Origin of the sequence: Arthrobacter sp. I3 (genome assembly GCF_000520575.1) — a bacterium.
Lineage (GTDB): Bacteria > Actinomycetota > Actinomycetes > Actinomycetales > Micrococcaceae > Arthrobacter > Arthrobacter humicola_A.
Genome location: NZ_KI914918.1, coordinates 20,468 through 23,803, shown reverse-complemented (window position 1 = coordinate 23,803; position 3,336 = coordinate 20,468). Strand labels below are relative to the sequence as shown.

3 protein-coding genes are annotated in these 3,336 nt (G+C 67.1%); 2 read left to right on the top strand and 1 reads right to left on the bottom strand.

Annotated features, from left to right (window positions below; translation table 11 throughout):
• Window positions 1-119: 119 nt before the first annotated feature.
• On the top strand, window positions 120-2,222 hold the full coding sequence (gene paaZ, locus Y706_RS0109335; protein ID WP_028276384.1) for a phenylacetic acid degradation bifunctional protein PaaZ: 2,103 nt from the start codon (window positions 120-122) through the stop codon (window positions 2,220-2,222).
• Between the two features lie 176 nt (window positions 2,223-2,398).
• Window positions 2,399-2,806 (top strand): VOC family protein, encoded by a 408-nt coding sequence (locus Y706_RS0109330; protein WP_028276383.1) that lies wholly within the window; start codon window positions 2,399-2,401, stop codon window positions 2,804-2,806.
• A 163-nt stretch (window positions 2,807-2,969) separates the two neighbouring features.
• Here Y706_RS0109330 and Y706_RS0109325 read toward each other — a convergent pair.
• The coding region (locus tag Y706_RS0109325) for a cupin domain-containing protein (RefSeq protein ID WP_028276382.1) at window positions 2,970-3,336 on the bottom strand (367 nt) is incomplete at its 5' end.

The following is a 3,336-nucleotide window of genomic DNA, read 5'->3' as shown; positions in this document are numbered from 1 at the left end:
CGCCGCGGCTAGTGTGCGGCAGGCCTCCTTCATGTACTGTAGATCATATTACCGAACGGACGGTCAGTAATGTTCCGGCCGTGTTGATCTTGCTCCCCCGTTGGAAGGACCCGTCAACGATGACCACCACAGCCGCACCCGCAGTAGACACTGTCGAGATCGTTCCCAGTTTCATCCGGGGTTCCTGGTGGACTCCCGACGACGCCGCCGCCGCCGGCGCGGCGCCGGTACTGGACGCCAGCACCGGCGAACTCCTGGCGAAGGTGAGCACCGAGGGGCTCGACCTCGCCGCCGTCGTGGATTACGGCCGCACCACCGGCCAGACGGAACTTGGCACGCTGACCTTCCACCAGCGCGCGCTCAAGCTCAAGGAACTGGCGCAGTACCTCAATGGCCGCCGCGAGGAGTTCTACGCGCTCTCGGCGCAGACCGGCGCCACCAAGATCGACTCTATGATCGACATCGACGGCGGCATCGGCGTCCTGTTCACCTTTGGGTCCAAGGGCCGCCGGGAGCTGCCCAACTCCCAGGTGGTGGTGGATGGCCCCATGGAGGTGCTGTCCCGCGACGGCTCGTTCGCCGGTGAGCACATATACACCCGCATCCCCGGCGTCGCCGTGCAGATCAACGCCTTCAACTTCCCGGTCTGGGGCATGCTGGAGAAGCTTGCCCCGGCCTTCCTCGCCGGCGTCCCCACCATCGTCAAGCCCGCCACCCCCACCGGGTACGTGGCCGCCGCCGTGGTCAAGGCGATCGACGAATCCGGCATCCTGCCCACCGGCTCGCTGCAGCTGATTTCCGGCTCGGTCCGCACGCTGCTGGACCACCTGGACTACCGCGACCTCGTGGCCTTCACCGGCTCCGCGTCGACCGCCAACACGCTCAAGTCGCACCCCAACGTGGTCAAGGGCGGCGTCCGCTTCACCTCCGAGACCGACTCCCTGAATGCCGCGATCCTGGGCCCGGATGCGGTCAAGGGCACACCGGAATTCGACGCCTTCATCAAGTCCCTCGTCACCGAGATGACCGCCAAGGCCGGCCAGAAATGCACCTCGATCCGCCGCGCGATCGTGCCGCAGGAACTCGTTGCCGACGTCACCGCGGCTGTGGGGGACCGCATCCGCGAACGCGTCGTGCTCGGTGATCCCCGCGCCGAGGGCGTCACCATGGGCGCCCTGGCCTCCCTCGAGCAGCTCGCCGACGTGCGCGCCGCCGTACAGTCCATGCTCGACGCCGGCGGGGAGCTCGCCTACGGCACGCTCGACGCGCCCAAGGTCACCAGCGCGGACGGCAGCATCGGCGTCGTCGACGGCGGCGCCTTCATGTCCCCGGTCCTGCTGAGCTGGGCCAACCCGGAAGCCGAGGAGGTCCACTCGCTCGAGGCATTCGGCCCGGTGTCCTCGGTGATCGGCTACACGGACCTGGCCGACGCCGTCCGCCTCGCCGCCCGCGGCGGCGGCTCGCTGGTCGCCACGGTCTGCACGAACGATCCCGCCGTGGCCCAGCAGCTGGTCACCGGCATCGCGGCCCACCACGGCCGCGTGCTCATGCTCAACCGCGAGGACGCCCGCAGCTCCACCGGCCACGGCTCCCCGGTCCCGCACCTGGTCCACGGCGGTCCCGGCCGCGCCGGCGGCGGCGAAGAGCTCGGCGGCATCCGCTCGGTGATGCACCACATGCAGCGCACCGCCATCCAGGGCTCGCCGAACATGCTCACCGCCGTCACCGGGCTCTGGCACACCGGAGCGGACCGCAACTTCACGCTCGAGACCGAGGGCCAGCACCCGTTCCGGAAATCCCTCGCCACCCTGCACATCGGCGACGCCATCCGCTCGGAGCTGCGGGAGGTCTCGCTGGAGGAAATCACCAAGTTCGCGAACTCCACCGGCGACACCTTCTACGCCCACACCAACCAGGAAGCCGCGGCGGCCAACCCCTTCTTCCCGGGCATCGTGGCGCACGGCTACCTCCTGCTCAGCTGGGCCGCCGGCCTGTTCGTGGAGCCCGCTCCGGGTCCGGTCCTGGCCAACTACGGCTTGGAGAACCTGCGGTTCATCACCCCCGTGGCCGCGGGCGATTCCATCCGCGTGACCCTGACGGCCAAGAAGATCACCCCGCGCGAGACCGACGAGTACGGCGAGGTGGCCTGGGATGCGGTCCTGACCAACCAGAACGACGAAATCGTCGCGGCCTACGACGTCCTGACCCTCGTCGAGAAGTAGCCTCACCCGACGCTCCCTCACGTCCTGCGGGTCCAGCGCGGACGCTCCCTCACTAGTGCGGGAGCGTCCGCTGTTGTTCTGCCGCGAGTGGCGGAACGTTGCTTGTTCGGAGGCGCAATTTGTAGGGGCTTTCGATCCCGCTCCGGCGTAAAATCTTGCTCGTAGGAGGTGGCGAAATGACCCTAGTACTCAATAAAGCCACAACAGTCCTGCCAGTTGATGATGCAGAGCGTGCCCGGCATTTCTACGCGGACACTTTGGGGCTCCCGCACCGTGGCGTGGCAGATGACGGAAGCGAATTGTTCGGCTCAGAAGGCGGCCCAATGCTGCAGCTGATGCCAGTCAAGGATGGAATGCATTCAGAGCACACCACCCTGAGCTTCGAAGTCAGCGAGATCGAGCGCACGGTCCAGGAAATGGAAGCCAAGGGCGTCATGTTCCAGGACTACGATCGCCCGGACCTCAAGACCGAGAACCATATTTGTACAACGGATTCAGAGAAGTGCGCCTGGTTCATGGACTCCGAGCACAATATTCTGTGCGTGCACGAGAACATCACCACGGCGGCTGATTACCAGCTCTAAACGGCGGGCAACGGCGGATTTTCGGGCGCTCCGGCTCAGCGGGGCGCCCTTTTTTGTTGCCCGCCGTCATCCAGGGCGCCTCGCCGCCTTCCGGTGGCGCCCAGGCCCAGGTGCACGAGAGGGATTGTCCTCAGCTGCGTCCCTGCAAAGGTTCGCGGGCTGGTCAGCTTCCGTTGTACTCGTCGTCGGTGATGTGCTCGCCCCACGTGGTGGTCGTCGCTGCGTCCTCGCCGTTCTGGAGCATGGCGATATGTTCCATGAAGCAGCCAGGGGCGGCCGCGTGCCAGTGCTCCTCGCCGGGCGGCGTGTAGAGCGTCTGGCCGGGGTGGACTTCGACGATCTTGCCGTCCCGGGTTCCGAACCGGCCGACTCCCTGGGTGACGCGGAGGTACTGGCCGTGTTCGTGGGAGTGCCAGGCGGTGCGGGCTCCGGGCGCGAAACGGACGGTCGCGACCACCATCGTCTGATCCGGCTCGTGCGGGAGCGCGATCGGATCGAGCCAGACGTCGCCGGCGAACCGGGCCGGCGGG

Excerpts from the sequence above, each read along its gene's own strand:
- paaZ (WP_028276384.1), top strand. The coding sequence starts at position 120 with ATGACCACCACAGCCGCACCCGCAGTAGACACTGTCGAGATCGTTCCC.
- Y706_RS0109330 (WP_028276383.1), top strand. The coding sequence starts at position 2,399 with ATGACCCTAGTACTCAATAAAGCCACAACAGTCCTGCCAGTTGATGAT.